Here is an 18,458-nt window from a genome sequence, read left to right on the forward strand (position 1 = left end):
CAAGAGCGCGCTCAGGAGGAATGCACGGTGGTCACAGCGGCGGCAGCACCAGTCTGGAGTGTCGACCCCCGAACCGGGAAGCGGCGCGAACAGGTCGCGGTGGAGGCCACCGCCGCCGAGGTGGACACGGCGGTCCGCGCCGCCCACGCCGCCCGCCCGGCCCTCGCCGACCGCACCGCCCGCGCCGCGCTGCTGCGCCGCGCCGCCGACCTGCTGGACGCCGCCGGCCCCCGCGTCATCGAGGCCGCCGACGCCGAGACCGCACTCGGCCCCGGCCGCCTCACCGGCGAACTCGCCCGCACCACCCACCAGCTGCGGGCCTGCGCCGACGCCGTCGACGAGGGCGCCTTCCTCGACGTACGGATCGACCACGCCGACCCCTCGCTCACCCCGCCCCGCCCCGATCTGCGCCGCCACAAGATCCCGCTGGGCCCGGTCGCCGTCTACGCGGCCAGCAACTTCCCGCTCGCCTTCTCGGTGCCCGGCGGCGACACCGCCAGCGCCCTGGCCGCCGGCTGCCCGGTCGTCGTCAAGGCCCACCCCGACCATCCGGCCACCTCCGAACTGGTCGCCGCCCTGCTGCGCCGCGCCGCCGCCGACACCGGTCTGCCCGAGGGCGTCGTCGGTCTGGTCCACGGCTTCGACGCCGGGGTGGAGCTGGTCCGCCATCCGCTGATCGCCGCCGCCGGGTTCACCGGCTCGGTCCGCGGCGGCCGCGCCCTCTTCGACGCGGCGGCCGCCCGCCCGCACCCCATCCCCTTCCACGGCGAGCTGGGCAGCCTCAACCCCGTCGTCGTCACCGAAGCCGCGGCCGCCGAACGCGCCGACGAGATCGGCGCCGGGCTCGCCGCCTCGATGACGCTCGGCACCGGCCAGTTCTGCGTCAAGCCCGGCCTCGTCCTCGTCCCCGAGGGGCCGGACGGCGACCGGCTGCTGACCGCGCTCACCGCCGCCGTCGGCGACACCGAGGCGGGCGTCCTCCTCGACTACCGGATGCGCGACGCATTCGTCGACGGCGTCCGCGCCCGCGCCCAACTCCCCGGCGTCGAGGCGCCGGTGACCCCCGGCGCGGGCGGTGACCACACCGTCGCCGCCGGCTTCCTGACCCTGCCCGCGGCCCGCCTCCTCGACGACCCGGACGGCTACGCCCTGCTGCTGGAGGAGTGCTTCGGTCCGGTGACCGTCGTCCTGCGCCACACCGGTGACGACGCGGTCGGCGCGGTCCTCGCCCAGCTGCCCGGCAACCTCACCGCCACCCTCCACCTCTCCGCCGAGGAGGGCGCCGCGGCGGACCCGGCGGGCCGCGGTGCCCACCTGCTCGCCGAGGCCACCGCGCTCGCCGGACGCGTCGTCGTCAACGGCTGGCCCACCGGCGTCGCGGTCGCCCCCGCCCAGCACCACGGCGGCCCCTACCCGGCCACCACCTCCACCGCCACCTCGGTCGGCGCCACCGCGATCGAACGCTGGCTGCGCCCGGTGGCGTACCAGGACACCCCGCCCGCGCTCCTCCCGCCCGAACTGCGCGAGGAGAACCCGCTCGGTCTGCCCCGCCGGGTGGACGGGCGGCCCGAGTTGGTGTGAGGGGACACCTCGTGAGCGGTGACGGAGGAGCGGGGCGGGCCCGGCCGGGCCTCGCCGGGCCCCGCGCCCTGACCATCCGCCCGGGCGGCGCCGCGGACCTGGCGCCCGCCACCGCGCTGCACGCCCGGGCCCGCGCCGCCTACGACCGGGCCCGCCATCCGGGCGCCGACCCCGGCCCGGGCGCCCACCGGTCCACGGCCCGGCTGGCCTGGGACCGCGCACTGGCCGGACCGGACGCCCGGATGCTCTGCGCCGAGCGGGACGGCACGGTCGTCGGCGCCGCCTGCCACGGCCCGGCCGCCGCGCCCGGCACCGTCACCCTCCATCAGCTCCAGGTCGACCCCGTCCACTGGGGTACCGGCGTCGGCCACGCCCTGCACGCCGCCTGCCTGCGGGCCTGGCGGGCGGCCGGGCACACCGCCGCCACCCTCGACGTCCTGTGGCACAACCGCCGCGCCCGCACCTTCTACACCGCCCGCGGCTGGCACCCCGACCCGTCCTGGGCGCCCGCCCCGGACGCCACCCACCTCACGCTGACGCTGCGGCTCGGGGGCGACGTCCACTAGAGGCGTCCACGGGGTCGCGCCGCGTGCCCGGACGCCCCTCCACCGTGCGGGAGTTCGCGGGCCGCCGGGCATACCGGACCCCGCCGTTCCGTCCGAGATCGACCGGTGCAGAATGACGCGTATGCCGATATCGAACGTGCCGTTGCCGGCCGCCCTCGACGATGCCCCGCTGGTCAGCCGGACACTGGTCCGTGCCTTCGACGACGACCCGATGATGTGCTGGTTCTTCCCCGACGACGCCACCCGCGAGGCGTCGCTGGGCCGGTACTTCACCACGCTCTTCACCCGGCAGTACGCCCACGCCGGGCTCTGCGAGCGGACCGACGCGGCGGTGTCGTTCTGGGTGCCGCCGGAGGCACAGGACCGGGCGGTGCCCGACGCGGAGACCATCCAGGAGCTGACGGAGATCCTCGGCGACCGGGCGGGCCTGTTCGGCGAGGCGGTCGAGGCCGCCGCCGCGCACACCCCCGCCGCGCCGCACTGGTCCCTGGCGCTCCTCGGCGCCGACCCGGCCGTCCAGGGCAAGGGCCACGGTGCCGCCCTGCTCCGCTCCGGCCTCGCCAAGGCCGACGCGGCGGGCCAGCCCGCCTACCTGGAGTCCTCCAAGCCGGCCAACCTCCCCGTCTACGAGCACTTCGGCTTCACCGTCCGCGACGAGCTGAGCCTCCCGGGCGGCGGCCCGACGCTCTGGACGATGTGGCGGGAGCCGGTCGCGTAGCGCGGTCCGTGCCCTGATCGCGCGTTCCCGTCCGTACGGCCCCTTCCGGTGGGAGGGGCCGTACGCGTTCCGTCCGCCGTCGGCGCGGGGCGGCGCCCGGGCGGCTCCGTGCGGGCGCGGCGGGGCTGCTGAGCAGCGTGGAAGCGTCCGGGAACGGTGCGGGGGCGGACACGCCACCCACACCGGTGAACCGGCGCATGGGGAAGGCACCGCGAGGGCAGCCAGCCCCTGCGCGATGCGCCGTCGATGCGGCGGCGCCGACGCGCAGGAGGGGAGCCAGCATGCAGAAACTCAAGCGTCCGGATGCGGCCCGCGTCATGAGGCCGGCCGGCATCGCCTTCCTCACCGTCGCCCTCTGCCTGACCGGCGTCGCAGGCGCCCAGGCGGCGACCGGCACGCTCACCGTCAACAAAGAAAAGATGATCAACCCGCACGACGGCGCGTGTTTCTCCTGGCCCAAGAAGGGCCTGGACATCAGCAACAAGACCAACCGCGAAGTGGTCGTCTACCGGGGGAAGAACTGCACCGGCACCGTGGGGCAGGTCATCCCGCCGGGGAAGTCCGCCAAGGCGCCCCTGGGCGTGAGCGTGAAGGTGCAGAAGCGTTAGCGAACGCCCCGCATTCCGTCCCGGCCCCGGCCGGTGACCCGGCGCCGGGCCCCACGGCCCGGCGCTCCGCGCGTCCGGGGCCGAACACGGCGAGCAGGGGCCACGGGGCACCTCCGGCCACCTGCCCCGGCAACACGTCGTACCGGCCACCGCCGGCCCTCCATGAGACGCTGCTCTCTCGGCAGGGGAAGCCGCCAGGCAGGATCTGCGCGCCTTCCCCGGGATATCGATGTATGTGAGAAAGGGTGTCATACATGGCCACGGCAACTGCGCGCCACATCTTGGTTTCCAGTGAGGACAAGGCGAACGAGCTGAAGGCGCAGATCGAGGCCGGAGCGGATTTCGCAGAGGTGGCCAAGGCCAATTCCACCTGCCCCTCCGGTCGCCAGGGTGGTGACCTCGGATCGTTCGGCCCCGGGCAGATGGTGAAGGAGTTCGACACGGTCGTCTTCTCCGCGCCGACCGGAACCATTCAGGGGCCTGTGCAGACGCAGTTCGGCTACCACCTCATCGAGGTGACCAGCCGTCAGGACTGAGGTCGATGTCCCGGGCCGCGTCGTCGAGGCGCGGCCCGGGGCCGTCCCGGGGAATCCGAAGAATCGACGGCCGTTGTCCGGGGAAAGCAGGATGCACCCGTGTCGGCGACGGGCGAATGCGTTTGCGTGAAGAACGCTTTTTCGTGACCGGTCGCGTGCTCGGGCAGGGAATTCAGGTTTCACCCTGGTCCTCCAGGAACCGACTCCCGAGGAGGTGTCTCACCGTGCGCGCTGTCGCAACTGTTCTGGCGGGCATCGTCATGACGCTGGGCGTGGCCGCAATCGCCCCCGCCCAGGCAGCAACCACCGCCGACTTCCCCTGCATCATCAACCCGGACCCCAATACATTCCCGGAGGGTTTTCCGCCCGGGTGCACTCCGCAAAAAATGTCCTAGCCGGCCCGTCCGGTCCGGACATGTGGGGCCGCACACCGCCCATGAGCACGTGCGGCCCCCGCGCTCGGCCGGCATGAATTCCACGGACACCCCGAAAGGGCGCGTGGTGCACGGGCACCGGGACGGCGGCTGCGCGGTGCCGCCGACGGCGTAGCCGCACGCCATGGACGCGGCGTCCCGGGCGGCGCACAGTGGTGCCATGCAGCGACTCACGTCACTCGGCGGAGCCGAGTTCGCACCCGGGACCCCGTATCTCAACACCGCGTCCGGCGGGCTGCTCCCGGCCCGCTCGCGCGCCGCCGTCTGCGAGGCCGTCGCGGACGCCGCCACGTACGGCACGATGGGGCGCGACTACTTCGGCCCGGCGGAGGAGGCCCGGCGGGGCTTCGCCCGGTTGCTGGGGGTGCCGGCCGAGCGGGTCGCCGTCGGCAGCTCGGTGGCGGTGCACTCCGCGTTCGTCGCCACCACCCTGGAGCCCGGCGCGGAGGTCCTGGTCCCCGAGGGCGACTTCAGCTCGCTGGTGACCCCGCTCGCCACCACCCCCGGCGTCACCTTCCGCACCGCCCCGCTCGACGCGCTCGCCGACGCCGTCCGGCCCACCACCTCGCTGGTCGCGTGCAGTGCGGTGCAGTCGCTCGACGGACGGATCGCCGACCTCGACGCGGTCCGCGAGGCCGCCCGGGCGCACGGTGCCCGTACCTTCGTCGACGTCACCCAGGCCGCCGGCTGGCTGCCGCTGCGCACCACCGGCTTCGACTACGTCTCCTGCGGCGCCTTCAAATGGCTGCTCTGCCCGCGCGGCACCACCTTCCTGGCGTTCGGCGAGGCCGCCCTCGCCGGCGACGGTCCGCGGCCCCGGCACGCCGGTTGGGTCACCGGGGAGGACCCGGGCGCGTCCTGCTACGGCCCGGTCGCCCGGCCCGCCGCCACCGCCCGCCGCTACGACGAACCGCACGCCCTGCTCTCCTACGTCGGCGCCGCCGCCTCCCTCGCGCTGCTCGACGAGATCGGCGTGCCCGCGGTGCACGCCCACAACACCGCGCTGGCCGACCGCTTCCGCGCCGGGCTGACCGCCCGCGGGCTCGCACCCCGCCCGGCGCCCGGCTCCGCGATCGTCTCCGTGGCGGGCCCGCCCGGCGCCGCGGAGCGGCTGGCCGCGGCGGGCATCCGGGTCGCGGTCCGCGGCGGTCTGCTGCGCGCCGCCTTCCACCTCTACAACGACGCCGACGAGGTCGACCGCGCCCTGGAGGTCATCGGCGGCGCCTGAACGGACGGGCGGGCCCGGCCCCGGGCCCGCCCCCGCTCACACCTCCCCGCGCACCATCCGCAACAGCCGGTCCAGCACCGCCCCGTCGCTCACCCGCAGCCCGTCGTGCTCCCACTCGTTGGTCACCCACACCCGCATCCCGCGGATCCGCTCGGCGGTCGCCAGGGAGTGCGCGGTGTCGACGTACATGTCGTCGAAGTAGACCGCCGCGGCGGCCGGTACGTCGTTGGCCGCCAGCGCCCCGGCGTCGTACAGATCCGGCCAGTCACCCCGCGCGGCCAGCTCCTGCGCGGTCTCCTTGAGCGGGCGCAGCGCCGGGTCGGTGTCGAAGAGCCACGGGTACATCATCTCGCCGGTGAGGTAGAGCGGCCCGGCGCCGTCCAGCACGGTGTCCACGTCGAACTGCGGATACGCCGTCAGACCGTCCCGCACCCGCTGCGCCGCCCACGCCGTCGGGCCCGGGTCCACCGACCGCTGCCCGTAGATCGCCTCGTGCACCACCGCGAACAGCGGCGCCGCCGCGTGCGACAGCTGTGCCCGGACGCCCTCCAGGAACGCATCGCCCAGCTCCCGCCCGGCCGGGCCGGTGACCCAGGCGTCGGCGAGCAGATGGTGCAGGACGTGCGAGCCGTTGCCGGTGCCCAGCAGCATCCCCAGCGCCTGGAAGGCCCGCGGCGTCAGCGTTCCGCCGCCCGGCAGCCGCACCTCCTTCTCGCGCAGATGTGCCGCGATCTCCCGTACCGCCGCCACGTCTTGCGGATACCGGGCGTAGTGCGCGGCGTTCTTCCGGGCCACCCGGGGATACGCCGCCCGGTAGACGTCCTCGGCGCTCGCGTCGAGACCGGGCAGCCCGCCGGTCACCAGTGCCTCGCGCAGCCCCTCGGGCGCCTGCGAGAGATAGGCGACGGTGCAGAAGCCGCCGAAGCTCTGCCCCAGCACGCTCCACGGGGTGTCCGCCCCCACCAGCCGGCGGCGGAACAGTTCGGCGTCCCGCACGATCGCATCGGCGCGGAAATGTGCCAGGTACCCGGCCTGTTCCCGGGGCCCGCCGCGCAGCGGCAGCGTCTGCCGGTTGGCCGGCGTGGAGCGGCCGGTACCGCGCTGGTCGAGGAGGAGGACCCGGTAGTCCTCCAGCGCCCGGCCCAGCCACGACTCCCGGCCCAGCGGGCGCGGCGCGGCGTTGCCGGGACCGCCCTGGAGGAAGACCAGCCACGGCAGCGCGTCGCCCTCGCGGCCCGCGGCCACCACCTCCCGGCCGTACACCGCGATCCGCTCGCCGCCCGGGTCGCCGTGGTCCAGCGGTACGTCCAGCACATGATCGGTCAGGGTCACCCCGGGCAGCCGGTCGATGGTCATGAACCCGTCCTCACTTCCCTCGCAGCGGTGCGCCCGTCACGGCCGGACGAGCCCGGACACCCTGGTCAGGCTAAGGGCTGTCCCGTAAGCCCTGGTGGGACGGCCCTCAGCCCCCCGAGGGGCACTCACGGGCTCCGATCAGGCCGACGCGGCCGGCGGGGCCGGCTGGGGGCCGTGGCCGTCACGGGCCAGGATCCAGTCGTCGGTGTTCCACATCTGTGTGGCGCGGCGGCCGGCACGGTGGTCCCAGCGGGCTTCGCGTTCGACATCGACGACCCGGCCGTCGGGGCCGACGGTGACGAAGGCGAACGTGCCGTCGGTGTGGGCCATCTTGACCCACCGGACGGGGGCGGACAGGGACTGTCCGCGGTCGTCGACGAGGGTGCGCTCCTGGAGTTCGGTGCGCAGGTGGGTCAGGCCGTGGGCGTAGCCGGGATCGACCTGCCGCATCACCTCCTCGGCGATGCGGCGCGCGGTGGCCGGTGACACCGGTGCGCCGGGGAACGGGCCGAGCAGGTTGGTGTAGCTGAACAGGTACCGGCCGTCGCGCGAGGTGACGAGGGTCAGGTGGGGGCCGCCGTAGCGCAGTTCCGGTGTCGGCTGCAGGCGCCTGACCCGGACGCGGGCCGCGTCGCGGAGCTCGCGGCGCGTCGACACCTCGTACAGGGCGTCCGGGACGGGCAGCAGCCGGGACAGCCCCTCGCCGTGACCGGGGACGAGGCGGGCGGGGGCGCCGTCGGCCGGTGGCACGGCTTCCGGGGCGGGGCGGGCGGCGGTGAGCCGGGTGAGCTGGTGGGGCAGGGCGCCGGTGTGCAGGATGCCCAGACGCTGGGTGGCGCGGGTGACGGCGACTTAGAGGTCGTTGGCTCCGCGGGGCGCGGCGGCGATGTCGGAGGGTTCGACGACGATGACGGAGTCGAATTCCAGGCCCTTGGTCTGCCGGACCTCCAGGACGGCCACCGCGTCGCCGTCCTGCGCGAAGTGGCCGAGGGTGGCGTCGGGGAGCGCGCTCCGTACGGCAGCTCCCAGGTCGGTCAGGCGGCCGTCGGGCACGATGACCGCCAGGCGGCCTTCGTCGGTCAGGTGTGCCTCCCGGCGGACGAGCCGGGCGAGCCGGTCGGGCAGCTCGGCCTCGGACACCTGCTCGTGCCAGGGCGCGGCGCCGTCCACGCGGACCGGGTGCGGTGCTTCGAGGCGCGGGCCGACGGCGGCCAGGGCGTCGGCGGCGAGGCGGGCGAGCGGTGCGGTGGTGCGGTAGTTCACGGTCAGCCGCTCCAGCCGCCAGCGCCCGCCGACGTGCTGATCCAGTGCCTGGGACCACGAGGTGGTGCCTGCCGGATCGCTGGTCTGGGCGGTGTCGCCGACCAGGGTCATCCAGCGGGTGGGGCAGCGGCGCATCACCATGCGCCAGGCCATGGCGGACAGTTCCTGGGCCTCATCGACGATGACATGGCCGAAGACCCAGCTCCGGTCCGCGCGGGCGCGTTCGGCGACACTGCGGTGGTCGCGTTCCTCGAAGCGGTCCGCGAGCTGTTCGGCGTCGAGGATGTCGAAGACGGAGATGCGCTCCTTGCCCGCGTCCAGATCGATGGAGCGCGAGCTGTAGGCGGTGTCGAGGACCATCTGGGCCTCCTGCACACGCTGCCGGCGCGCCGCGGCTTCCCGCCGGCGCTGCTCGCTTCCGTCATGGCCGAGGAGTTCGGCGATCTCGTCGAGCAGCGGTACGTCGGCCGTGGTCCAGGCCGTGGCGTCCGCCCGCAGCAGCAGGCCGCGCTGCGCGGGGCCGATACCGGGTGCGGCGGCGAGGGCCTCGGGGTCGGAGTACAGGTCCGCGAGCAGCTGCTCGGGGGTCAGGCGGGGCCACAGTTCACGGGCCACGGCGCGCAAGGTGTCGCTGTCGGCGAGGCTTTCCGCGGCGCGGGCGATGTCCTGGGGCTCCGGTGCGTCGTCGCCGGGGTGGGCGGCGGCCAGGTAGCCGGGGGCCAGGGCGGCGGCGAGGTGGCGGCGGAAGGGGTCCGGGCACAGGTTGTGCGGCCGGCCGGTGTCGCGGGTGGCTTGGGCCGCCCGCGCCGCGGTGGGCGGGTCGAGTATCAGCTCGTGTCCGGCGAAGCGGATGACGCGCGCGGTGTGGAGTGCGCCTTGCCGCCGGGCCAGGGCGTGGGAGAGGACGTCGGCCATGACCGCGCTGCCCTTCAGCGCCGCGGCTTCGGGGGAGTCGGTGGCCTTGATGTCGCAGTCGCCGTACAGGCCGGGGACCGTGGACAGCACGACTCCGCCTTCGCCCAGGGAGGGCAGTACCTGCTCGATGTACTGCAGGAACTCTTCACCGGGCCCGATGACCAGGACACCGCGCCGCGCGAGCCGGTCACGGTGGGTGTAGAGCAGATATGCGGCGCGGTGCAGCGCGACGGCGGTCTTCCCGGTCCCGGGGCCGCCGTCCACGACGAGGACGCCGCGGTGCGGGCTGCGGATGATCGCGTCCTGCTCGGCCTGGATGGTCTCCACGATGGAGCGCATGCGTCCGGTGCGCGGTGCGTTGAGGGCGGCCAGCAGGGCCGACTCGCCCGCGGGGTCCGTGCCGCGGTGCGCGGCCGGGCCGGCCCCGGAGTGGTCGAGGATCTCGTCGTGGAGGGCGGTGACCCGCCGGGCGCGGGTGCGCAGATGACGGCGGCGTACCACCGAGTCGGGATGGAGTGCCGTGGCGAGGTAGAAGGGCCGGGCGGCGGGGGCGCGCCAGTCCAGCAGGACCGGTTCGTGGTCCTCGTCGGTGATCCCGAGCCGGCCGACGTAGCGGGTTTCGCCGTCTGCGAGGTCCAGGCGTCCGAAGCAGAGACCGTTCTCGGCCTTCTCCAGCCGGGCGGCCTGTTCGGCCTGTTCCGCAGCGATCGTGTCCCGCTCGGTCCTCGCCTGGTGGCCTCCGCCGGGCGGGGTCAGGGCGGCGCGCAGCTCCTCGGCCACACGGGCGCGCTCCGCGTCCAGGTGCGTGTAGGCCAGGTCGAGGTGGTGTTGTTCGGTGGCCAGTTCGGCAGCGGTCACCTCGGGGCGGTGGTCATGCGACATGGGCTTCTCCGTGTGCGTGGGGTCCGGCCGTGGGAGGCGGACGGCGGTGCGTGGGCAGGAACCCGGCCCGCGGCCGGGAACGGGCAGCCGGCGGCCCCGGCCCGGCAGGCGGGTCGTGGGGCGGGCGGCGGCGCGGCGCCACCGTGAAGGCGGCGCCGGTGCCGGGTCAGCCGCGGCGGTGCCTGCGGCGAGGGCGTAGGGGAGGGGCTGGAGCGCGGAGGGAGCGCGTGAGGCGGGCCGAGCGGCGTGGGGTGCAGACAGGCTCGGCGCGCCGGACATCCAGACAAGGGTTTTCGAGGATGCAGGTAAGGTACTAGTTGCTACAGAGGTGATGCAACTCTTCCGGAAAATGCTTCCCGAATGTACGATGCGGCGGAGAGGTGAGGCAACGATGAAACAGACAGCCGCACGCGCGGACTCGGAGCGCACCGTGCAGGCGATCCTGCGGGCAGCCGAACAGGTCCTGCGGCACGACCCCGCGGCGTCGATGGAGCAGATCGCCGCGGCCGCAGGCGTCGCCCGGACCACCGTCCATCGCCGCTTCGCCAGCCGCGAGGCGCTGATCGCCGCCCTGGGAGAGTGGGTCACCGGTGAATTCGTCCGCGCCTTCGACGCGGCGCGTCCGCAGACCGCGCCCCCGCTGATCGCCCTCTACCAGGTGACGGCCAATCTTCTGCAGGTCAAGGCCGACTGGAGCTTCGCCCTGAGCCGGGTGGAGACGCCGGCGGCGTCCGGCGAGGGCAGCGCCGTCTTCGAGCGCTGCCGCACGCTCTTCCGGCGCGCCTCGGACGCCGCCGTCCTGCGCCCCGGCGTCGACACCGACTGGGCCGCGCGCGTCTTCCTCGCCCTGCTCCACGCAAGCGCCCACGAGGGGCGTCAGGGGGGCGACACCGACGCCCTCGCCGCGCGCCTCGTCGACACGCTGCTCCAAGGGCTCGGAACCCAGGGCATCAGCGGCTGACGGCCGCCGACGCGAACCGCCGGGCCGGGCGCCCGGTGATCACCTCGCTGCCGGACCGCCACCAGGGTCGAGCCGTGCGGGCGAACGAGTGATCGTGCTCAAGCCCGCCGCGCGTTCCTCCCGATGGTCGGCTTGCCGGGTACCCGGACTTCCGCGCACGGGCGGACAGCTCCCGCACGGACAGGACCGGGCAGGACAGGTGTGCCACCACAGAGCGGAAGAAATGAGGCGCCATGGCGCAGGGCCGTATCGACGTGCACGCCCACTATCTGGGGGGCACGGTCGCCGAGAGATTCCGTTCGGGGTTCTCGCTCGCGGGCGGCTACCAGCTCGCCGTGACGGACTGGTCCCCTCGGACGGCCACCGAGTCGATGGACCGCCTCGGCGTCACCACCCAGGTGCTCTCCGCACCGTTCACGTTCGGGGGAACCGATGAGGACCCGGACGCGGGCCGGAAGTTCGCCCGGAAGGTGAACGAGGAGTACGCGGAGATCATCGAGCAGTACCCCGACCGGTTCGGGGCGTTCGCGGCGCTCCCGGGGGACAACGCCGAGGCCATGCTGGAGGAGATGGCCTACGCGCTCGACACGCTCCACCTCGACGGCGTGCTGCTGACCTCCAACACGCTCGGGCGGTATCTGGGCGAGGACTGGTCCGAACCCCTGCTCGCCGAGCTCAACCGCCGCCGGGTGCCGGTCTTCCTGCACCCCACCGACTCCCCGCCCATCGTGGAGTACTTCGATCTCGGACGGCCCAGCTCGGTGTGCGAGTACACCTTCGACACCGCCCGGAACATCATCAACGCCCTCTACCGCGGCGCCTTCCGGCGCTACCCGGACCTTCAGTTCATCCTGGCCCACTGCGGCGGTCCGCTGCCCACCCTGGGGTGGCGCATCGCCGAGCACATCGCCCTGGGCAAGGGGCCCGACGACGCCGACCTCTCGCCCGCCGAGATCACCGCGTCGCTGCGCACGCTGTACTACGAGACCGCCCTGGCCGGCTCCCGGAACTCGCTGTTGCCGACCCTGGAGGTCACCGACTTCGCGCACATCCTGTTCGGCACCGACTGGGGCGCCGCATCCGAAGCCACCGCCGGCCGCAACACCGACAACCTCATGAACAGCGGCGTCTTCACCAAGGAAGAGCTCCAGGCGGTCCAGCGCGGCAACGCCCTGCGGCTGTTCCCCCGCTTCGCCTGACACGACGGCACGGGCCGGCCCGGCCGGGGCCGCAGCCCGCCACCCGGCGCGCCCGAGCGGGCGGACCGGGCACGTTCCGCGCCCCGGCGACGGGGCCGACCGGAAAGGCCGACCGACCATGAGCGAACCCGCCCTCATCGACTTCCACTCGCACTTCCTGACGCCCCGCTATGTGCAGGAGGCCAAGGCCGCCGGGGTCGACCGGCCGGACGGCATGCCCGACTGGCCCGACTGGAACGAGAGCACCCACCTGAAGCTGATGGACTCCTGGGGGATCCGCACGTCGCTGCTGTCGATCTCCTCCCCGGGGCTGAGCTTCTGTGACGGCGAGCGCGCGCGCTCGCTGGCCCGCCACGTCAACGAGACCGCCACCGAGGTCCGTGGCCGCCACCCCGACCGCTTCGGCCACTTCGCCTCACTCCCGCTGCCCGACGTCGAAGGGGCACTGGCCGAGACCGCCTACGCCCTCGACGAACTCGGCAGCGACGGCCTGGCCGTGGAGTCCAACTCCGGTGGCGTCTACCTGGGCAACAAGGACTTCGAACCCCTCTATGCGGAACTCGACCGGCGCGGCGCGGCCGTCTTCGTCCACCCCACCTCGCCCCCGCACGCCGACGAGATCGGACTCGGCCGGCCCCGGCCGATCATCGAGTTCCTCTTCGACTCCGCCCGTACCGTCGCCGACCTGCTCTTCAACGGCGTGTTCGAGCGTTACCCGCACATCAGATGGATCTTCACGCACGGCGGCGGCGCGCTCCCCCTGATCGCGGACCGCATGGAGCTGTTCCGCACCGGATGGGGGATCGGCCAGGACGCCACCAGCGTCCCCGTGCCCGAGCAGCTGCGTCAGCTCTGGTACGACATGGCGGGTACCCCCTTCCCGCACCAGATGCCGGCACTGACCGCGGCCTTCGGCACGGAGCACGTGGTCTACGGCAGCGACTACTGCTGGACCGCGGCATCCGGCGTCGAGGCGCAACTCGCCTCCATCCCCGCAGGTCCGGCCCCCTCGACCCACGCCACCTGGCACGATCTGACCACCGAGAACGCACACCGGCTCCTGCCACGCCTGGTGCGGTGACGGGCGGACGCCGCCGAGCCGGGAGGAAGCCGGAGAGTCGGCGGCCGCCCCGTGCACGCGCGGCGCGGCCGCCGCACAGACCAGGCTGTGCGACGGCCGCGCGCTGCGGTGCGTCACCGCACCGGTGTGAACTCCCGCGCCCCGATGTAGTCCGGGCGCGGCACCGGTGCCGCGAACGGGTCCACCGCCGTGTTCTCCACACTGTTGAAGACGATGAAGACGTTGCTGCGCGGGTACGGCGTGATGTTGTCACCGCTGCCGTGCATCGCATTGCAGTCGAACCACGTCGCGGAGCCCGCCTTGCCGGTGAACAGCCGGATGCCGTGCTCGTCCGCCATCTCCGTCAGCACCTTGTCCGACGGGATGCCGGCGTCCTGCATCTGCAGCGACCGCTTGTAGTTGTCCTTCGGCGTCTCTCCCTCACATCCCACGAAGCGCCGGTGCGAACCGGGCATGATCATGAGACCGCCGTTGGTGTCGAAGTTCTCGGTGAGCGCGATCGACACCGAAACGGTCCGCATGTTCGGCAGCCCGTCCTCGGCGTGCCAGGTCTCGAAGTCCGAGTGCCAGTAGAAACCGGACGCGCCGAAGCCGGGCTTGACGTTGATCCGCGACTGGTGGACGTAGACGTCGGAGCCGAGGATCTGACGTGCCCGGCCCACCACGCGCGGATCGGAGACCAGCCGGGCGAACACCTCGCTGATCTTGTGCACCTCGAACACGGACCGGATGCTCTGCGACTTCGGCTCGACGATGGAGCGCGGGTTCGCGCGCATCTCCGGGTCGCTCACCAGCCGGTCCAGTTCGGTGCGGTACACCGCGACTTCGTCCGCCGTCAGCAGTTCCCCGATGGCGAAGAAACCGTCGCGGTCGAAGGCGCTCAGCTCGGACGGCTGGAACGGGCCCGCCGTGCCGGGCTGCGACCACACCACCGGGTCCTTCCGCGGGGTGATCACCTCGGAGGTGCCGCGGGTCGGGTACAGGTCGGCGGTGCGCTCGGGTGCGATGGTCATGGTGTTGCCTTCCTCTCCTCTCGTACGTGCTCCGTGGATGCCGGGATGCCGTCCGTCAACTACCGGACGCAGAGGCGGTGTTCAGGCTCGGGACGCGTCGGTGTCGTCCTCGGTGAGCAGGGGGTAGACACCGTTCTCGTCGTGGTCCTCACGGCCGGTGACCGGCGGGTTGAAGACACAGACGCAGCGGAAGTCCGTCTTGGGCCGCAGGGTGTGCTTCTCGTGGCCGTTGAGCAGGTACATCGTGCCCGGCGAGATCCAGTGCTTCTCGCCGGTCTCGTCGTTGGTCAGCTCGGCCTCGCCCTCCACGCACAGGACCGCCTCGATGTGGTTGGCGTACCACATCGACGTCTCGGTACCCGCGTAGAGCGTGGTCTCGTGGAGGGAGAAGCCGACGCGCTCCTTGGCGAGCACGATGCGCTTGCTCTCCCAGGTGCCGGAAGCCGCCTTGACGTGGCGGTCGGTGCCTTCGATGTCCTTGAACGAGCGAACGATCACGGTGAGTCGGTGCCTTTCTGTGGAACGGTGACGAAGGGGTGCCGGACGCGGTACGTGCTCAGACGCGGTCGCGGACGGCGCGGGCGAGGATCCGCAGACCCTCGTCCAGCTCTTCGGGGGTGGTCGTCAGCGCCGGGAGCAGCTTGACGACCTCGCTCTCCGGCCCGGAGGTCTCGATCAGCAGACCCAGGTCGAAGGCGCGCTTGGCGATCTTGTTGGCGAGGCTCTTGTCGTGGAACTCCAGGCCCCACACCAGCCCGCGCCCGCGGTACTCGGCGACGGCGTCCGGGTGCTCCTCGGCGATGGCCTTCAGGTGCGACTCGACGATCTCACCGCGGGCCAGCGTCTGCTTCTCCATCTGCCCGTCGGCCCAGTACGTGTCGAGCGTCGCGGCGGCGGTGACGAACGCCGGGTTGTTGCCGCGGAAGGTGCCGTTGTGCTCGCCCGGCTCCCACACGTCCAGCTCCGGCTTGAAGAGCGTGAGGGCGAGCGGCAGTCCGTAGCCGCTGATGGACTTCGAGACGGTGACGATGTCCGGCACGATGCCCGACTCCTCGAAGGAGAAGAACGCGCCGGTGCGGCCGCAGCCCATCTGGATGTCGTCGACGATCAGCAGCATGTCCTGCCGGTCGCACAGGGCGCGCAGCTCGCGCAGCCACTCCGGGCGGGCGACGTTGATGCCGCCCTCGCCCTGCACCGTCTCGACGATGACCGCGGCGGGCTTGTTCAGACCGGAGCCCGCGTCCTCCAGCAGCCGCTCGAACCAGAGGAAGTCCTCGGTGGCGCCGTCGAGGTAGTGGTCGAACGGCATCGGGGTGCCGTGCACCAGCGGGATGCCGGCGCCCGCCCGCTTGAAGGCGTTGCCGGTCACCGCGAGCGAGCCGAGCGACATGCCGTGGAAGGCGTTGGTGAAGGAGACGATCGACTCGCGGCCCTTGACCTTACGGGCGAGCTTCAGCGCCGCCTCGACGGCGTTGGTGCCCGTCGGGCCCGGGAACATGACCTTGTAGGGCAGGTCACGCGGGCGCAGGATGATGTTCTGGAACGACTCCAGGAACGCCCGCTTCGCGGTCGTCGACATGTCCAGGCCGTGGGTGACGCCGTCCCGCTCGATGTAGTCGATCAGGGCGCGTTTGAGGACGGGGTTGTTGTGGCCGTAGTTGAGCGAACCGGCCCCGGCGAAGAAGTCCAGGTAGGTGTGGCCGTCCTCGTCGGTCATACGGCTGCCCTGCGCCCGGTCGAACACGGTCGGCCAGCTGCGGCAGTAGCTCCGCACCTCGGACTCGACGGTCTCGAAGACGCTCAGGTCGGGCTGGGTGATGGTCACAGCATGCTCCTGGGAGATGAGTGGCGTGGGGTCTTGCGAAGTCCGGCGTGCGGGCGCCTCCGGGCGGTGGCACCGGGTGCCACCGCGGGGCCCGCGGGGTGGTGCGGTCAGAGACAGGGGGCGGGGGCCGCGAACGGGCCTATGAGGTGCAGGACCTCCGGCTCGTGTCCCTGCTCCGGGAAGAGTGCCGCGTCGAAGAGCACCTCGCGGCGGTGGGGGGCGCCGTGGCGCTCGGCGAACGAGGAGAAGAGCCGGTTGGATGCGGCGTTGTCCGCCGTGATCGTCGTCTCCAGGCGGGTCACGCCCGACTCCCGCGCGATGCGGGTGGTCAACCCGTCCAGCAGGGCGGCGGCGAGGCCGCGCCCGCGGTGCGCGTCGTCGACGGCCACCTGCCACACGAGCAGGGTGTCCGGACGGTCGGGACGGATGTAGCCGGTGACGAAGGCGGCCGGCTCACCCTCGGCGTCGCGGGCGACGACGGAGGTGGCGGCGAAGTCACGGCACCACAGCAGGTAGCTGTAGGAGGAGTTCAGGTCCAGTGTCCGGGAGTCGCGGGCGATTCGCCAGATCGCGGCTCCGTCCTCCACCCGTGGGGTGTCGAGCTTGAAACCCTCCGGCAATTCCCTGATTTCGCTTCGGGCACGTGCATGGTCTGCTTGTGCGGCGGTCATGGAAATTAAATTTACCGAGGGAAAAAGCAAATTGCATCGCGGGCAGGGGTTACGCAGTCGGGGGCTTTTGTGTTATCGCGCGGGGGCGCCCGAGCGCGCGGATCGCCGAAGAGATGTATGCTTTTGTACCGGAAATCTCGGACGAAGCGGACAGAGTGTGGAGTCGGTCACAGGTCCGTAACGTCCCTGAGATCGCTCCGAATTCCGGCTTCCGGCGCTAGCGGAATCTTGGCGTTTGAGGTCGGGAAAAGCGGGAAGGAGAATACGGGAAGCTGGCATCCAAAGAATTGGAAATGTGCCTGCGGAAGGTTCTCCGCAAAGCTGCCTCAGGCATCACGCGAGAGACCGCCAGGAAAACACGCGAGGCACTTCCGTTAACGGAATACCACCGGCGTGCGCCGTTTTGCGCGGGCGCGCGGCGGAGGGAACACGGCCTGCGCATAAAGTGCCGTCATGACGTCGAAGAGCGAAGGTGCGGCGCTGCACCTCAAGGGGCGGATTCTGGTCGGGCCGGACGACGTGCGCGACGAGATGTGGGTCGTCGACGGCCGCGTCACCTACGAACGCCCGCGTACCACCGCCGAGTTCACCACCGTCGAGGGCTGGGTGCTGCCCGGTCTCGTCGACGCCCACTGCCACGTCGGGCTCGACGCCCACGGCCCCGTCGACGCGGCCACCGCCGAGAAGCAGGCGCTCACCGACCGCGACGGCGGCGCGCTGCTGCTGCGCGACGCGGGCTCGCCCTCCGACACCCGCTGGATCGACGACCGCGCCGACCTGCCCCGGATCATCCGCGCCGGACGCCATATCGCCCGCACCCGCCGCTACATCCGCAACTACGCCCACGAGATCGAACCGGCGGACCTGGTGGCCTATGTGGCGCAGGAGGCGCGGCGCGGCGACGGCTGGGTCAAGCTCGTCGGCGACTGGATCGACCGCTCCACCGGCGACCTGGAGTCCTGCTGGCCGCCGGGCGAGGTCGCCGCCGCCATCGCCGAGGCGCACCGGCTCGGCGCCCGCGTCACCGCGCACTGCTTCGCCGAGGACAGCCTCGCGCCGCTGGTCGAGGCGGGTATCGACTGCATCGAGCACGCCACCGGGCTGACCGAGGAGACCATCCCGCTCTTCGCCGAACGGGGCGTCGCGATCGTCCCGACCCTCGTCAACATCGCCACCTTCCCGGACCTGGCGGCGGGTGGCGAGAAGAAGTTCCCGCGCTGGGCCGACCATATGCGCCGCCTGCACGCCCGCCGCTACGACACCGTCCGCGCCGCCTACGACGCCGGGGTGCCGGTCTTCGCCGGGACGGACGCGGGCGGTTCACTGGCGCACGGGCTGGTCGCGCAGGAGGTCGCCGAGCTGCGCAAGGCCGGACTGCCGGCGGTGGCCGCGCTCTCCGCCACCACCTGGGGCGCCCGCGACTGGCTGGGCCGCCCCGGACTCACCGAGGGCGCCTCGGCCGACCTGGTCGTCTACCCCGAGGACCCGCGCGCGGACGTCCGGGTGCTGGCGGCGCCGCGCCGGGTGGTGCTGCGCGGACAGGTCATCGGCTGAGGGGTGGCACCGGGTGCCGCGCAGGCGCCGGGCGCGCACAGCGGTGGACGGCGCGGGCCGGGCGCGC

17 protein-coding genes are annotated in these 18,458 nt (G+C 72.8%); 10 read left to right on the top strand and 7 right to left on the bottom strand.

Translation table 11 applies throughout. The annotated features are described in order from the left end of the window. Positions 1–27 precede the first annotated feature (27 nt). The 6 genes from ACZ4U4_RS20760 to ACZ4U4_RS20785 all read left to right on the top strand — a co-directional run bounded on the left by ACZ4U4_RS20760 (position 28) and on the right by ACZ4U4_RS20785 (position 5,671). Complete coding sequence (locus ACZ4U4_RS20760) at positions 28–1,581, top strand: aldehyde dehydrogenase (NADP(+)) (protein WP_467876257.1); 1,554 nt, start codon at positions 28–30, stop codon at positions 1,579–1,581. 11 nt (positions 1,582–1,592) lie between these two features. Next, entirely contained in the window at positions 1,593–2,147 is a 555-nt protein-coding gene (locus ACZ4U4_RS20765) for a GNAT family N-acetyltransferase (RefSeq protein ID WP_467876260.1), read from the top strand. Between the two features lie 121 nt (positions 2,148–2,268). Next, complete coding sequence (locus ACZ4U4_RS20770) at positions 2,269–2,865, top strand: GNAT family N-acetyltransferase (RefSeq protein ID WP_467876263.1); 597 nt, start codon at positions 2,269–2,271, stop codon at positions 2,863–2,865. Between the two features lie 281 nt (positions 2,866–3,146). Then, positions 3,147–3,473, top strand: a complete 327-nt coding sequence (locus ACZ4U4_RS20775; protein WP_467876265.1) for a hypothetical protein — start codon at positions 3,147–3,149, stop codon at positions 3,471–3,473. A 254-nt stretch (positions 3,474–3,727) separates the two neighbouring features. After that, entirely contained in the window at positions 3,728–4,009 is a 282-nt protein-coding gene (locus tag ACZ4U4_RS20780) for a peptidylprolyl isomerase (protein ID WP_467876267.1), read from the top strand. 594 nt (positions 4,010–4,603) lie between these two features. Next, complete coding sequence (locus ACZ4U4_RS20785; protein ID WP_467876269.1) at positions 4,604–5,671, top strand: aminotransferase class V-fold PLP-dependent enzyme; 1,068 nt, start codon at positions 4,604–4,606, stop codon at positions 5,669–5,671. A gap of 36 nt (positions 5,672–5,707) precedes the next feature. Here the strand turns inward: ACZ4U4_RS20785 and ACZ4U4_RS20790 are convergent, their stop codons facing one another. The 3 genes from ACZ4U4_RS20790 to ACZ4U4_RS20800 all read right to left on the bottom strand — a co-directional run bounded on the left by ACZ4U4_RS20790 (position 5,708) and on the right by ACZ4U4_RS20800 (position 10,087). Then, complete coding sequence (locus tag ACZ4U4_RS20790) at positions 5,708–7,027, bottom strand: alpha/beta fold hydrolase (protein ID WP_467876272.1); 1,320 nt, start codon at positions 7,025–7,027, stop codon at positions 5,708–5,710. Between the two features lie 138 nt (positions 7,028–7,165). Beyond that, positions 7,166–7,777 carry a hypothetical protein gene (locus ACZ4U4_RS20795; protein WP_467876274.1) on the bottom strand — a complete coding sequence of 204 codons (612 nt, stop codon included), beginning with the start codon at positions 7,775–7,777 and terminating at the stop codon, positions 7,166–7,168. A 102-nt stretch (positions 7,778–7,879) separates the two neighbouring features. Then, a complete protein-coding gene (locus ACZ4U4_RS20800; RefSeq protein ID WP_467876277.1) occupies positions 7,880–10,087 on the bottom strand; it encodes a HelD family protein in 2,208 nt (735 codons plus the stop codon). 391 nt (positions 10,088–10,478) lie between these two features. Between ACZ4U4_RS20800 and ACZ4U4_RS20805 the strand changes: the two genes are divergently transcribed. The 3 genes from ACZ4U4_RS20805 (at position 10,479) to ACZ4U4_RS20815 (ending at position 13,328) form a co-directional block, all read left to right on the top strand. Further along, complete coding sequence (locus ACZ4U4_RS20805) at positions 10,479–11,048, top strand: TetR/AcrR family transcriptional regulator (protein WP_467876279.1); 570 nt, start codon at positions 10,479–10,481, stop codon at positions 11,046–11,048. A gap of 233 nt (positions 11,049–11,281) precedes the next feature. Further along, on the top strand, positions 11,282–12,247 hold the full coding sequence (locus ACZ4U4_RS20810) for an amidohydrolase family protein (RefSeq protein WP_467876281.1): 966 nt from the start codon (positions 11,282–11,284) through the stop codon (positions 12,245–12,247). Between the two features lie 118 nt (positions 12,248–12,365). Beyond that, positions 12,366–13,328, top strand: coding sequence for an amidohydrolase family protein (locus ACZ4U4_RS20815; protein ID WP_467876283.1), 963 nt, complete (start codon positions 12,366–12,368; stop codon positions 13,326–13,328). 113 nt (positions 13,329–13,441) lie between these two features. Here ACZ4U4_RS20815 and thpD read toward each other — a convergent pair whose 3' ends face one another. The 4 genes from thpD to ectA form a co-directional block, all read right to left on the bottom strand. After that, entirely contained in the window at positions 13,442–14,341 is a 900-nt protein-coding gene (gene thpD / locus ACZ4U4_RS20820; RefSeq protein WP_467876285.1) for an ectoine hydroxylase, read from the bottom strand. An 81-nt stretch (positions 14,342–14,422) separates the two neighbouring features. Continuing rightward, entirely contained in the window at positions 14,423–14,839 is a 417-nt protein-coding gene (locus ACZ4U4_RS20825; protein WP_467876288.1) for an ectoine synthase, read from the bottom strand. 58 nt (positions 14,840–14,897) lie between these two features. Next, positions 14,898–16,166, bottom strand: a complete 1,269-nt coding sequence (ectB, locus tag ACZ4U4_RS20830) for a diaminobutyrate--2-oxoglutarate transaminase (RefSeq protein WP_467876290.1) — start codon at positions 16,164–16,166, stop codon at positions 14,898–14,900. 107 nt (positions 16,167–16,273) lie between these two features. After that, complete coding sequence (gene ectA / locus ACZ4U4_RS20835) at positions 16,274–16,837, bottom strand: diaminobutyrate acetyltransferase (RefSeq protein ID WP_467876292.1); 564 nt, start codon at positions 16,835–16,837, stop codon at positions 16,274–16,276. 453 nt (positions 16,838–17,290) lie between these two features. Between ectA and ACZ4U4_RS20840 the strand changes: the two genes are divergently transcribed. Beyond that, a complete protein-coding gene (locus tag ACZ4U4_RS20840; RefSeq protein ID WP_467876295.1) occupies positions 17,291–18,391 on the top strand; it encodes an amidohydrolase family protein in 1,101 nt (366 codons plus the stop codon). Positions 18,392–18,458: the final 67 nt, after the last annotated feature.

The organism is Streptomyces sp. NPDC029159 (assembly GCF_055564055.1).